Source organism: Oribacterium sp. Sow4_G1_1 (genome assembly GCF_052116105.1).
In the GTDB taxonomy this organism is placed as follows: Bacteria; Bacillota; Clostridia; order Lachnospirales; family Lachnospiraceae; genus Oribacterium.
The window spans coordinates 1-1099 of sequence record NZ_JBQKLS010000047.1 but is presented as its reverse complement, the minus strand read 5'-3'; the positions used below and the strand labels follow the sequence as shown (position 1 = coordinate 1099).

Genomic DNA, 1099 nt, shown 5'->3' with positions numbered 1-1099 from the left:
AGCCTCATCATTGGTCTTGAATCGACGGCACACTATGCTGACAACCTGGTTGAATTTCTCGTATCTAAACGCTACCAGGTCTGCGTTATCAACCCGATCCAGACTTCCACGATGCGTAAGAACAACATCCGGAAGACGAAGACCGACAAGGTGGATACGTTAGTTATTGCCAGAACTTTAATTGCTCAGCCGCACAGATTCTTCTCGCAGGAGGATATTGACCTCATGCATCTGAAGAACCTCGGCCGTTTCCGGCAGAAGAATATCAAAGAGCGTACCCGGCTAAAAATACAGCTCACAGCCTACGTGGACCGTGTCTTTCCGGAACTCCAGTACTTCTTCAAATCCGGACTTCATCAGAAGACCATTTACGCTCTTCTGAAAGAGGCTCCTACACCTGAACTGGTAGCTTCCATGCACTTGACTCATCTGGCTCATCTGCTCGAGGTTTCCTCCCACGGACACTTCAATAAAGAGCAGGCCAAGGAATTAAGAATTCTGGCACAGAAGTCTGTCGGTTCCAGCGACAGAGCCCTATCCTTACAAGTAACACAGTCTGTGGAGCAGATCGAGTTACTGGACAGGCAGATCACCGACGTCGAATCCGAGATGACTGAAATCATGCTTGGACTTGACTCCGTTATTATGACCATTCCAGGCATCGGATATATCAATGGCGGAATGATCCTGGGCGAGATTGGCGATATTCATCGCTTTTCAAAGCCCTGTCAGCTGCTTGCATTTGCCGGACTGGATCCTTCTATATATCAGTCTGGAAATTTCAATGCCAGCCACACAAGAATGTCTAAACGTGGCTCCCGGGTTCTCCGGTATGCATTGATCAACGCAGCTCACAATGTAGTTAAGAACAACAACACCTTCAAGGCTTACTACGATGCCAAGATGGCTGAAGGCCGGAACCACTATAATGCTCTGGGGCATTGTGCCGGCAAACTCGTCAGAATCCTTTTTAAGATGCTGACGGATGATGTGGCATTCAATCTTGAGTAAGTTCTAACTCGAGATCATAGTAGATTTTGAAAAGCACCCTTTGGGGAGCTCTGTTAGAGTTACCCTTTTATAGCCACTGATAAAAAAG

The 1099-nt window shown here is 47.2% G+C and carries 1 protein-coding gene; it reads left to right on the top strand.

All coding sequences use genetic code 11. The features are described 5' to 3' along the window. The coding region (locus ACTQ52_RS12320) for an IS110 family transposase (protein WP_441982790.1) at nt 1–1011 on the top strand (1011 nt) is incomplete at its 5' end. Nucleotides 1012–1099 lie beyond the last annotated feature (88 nt).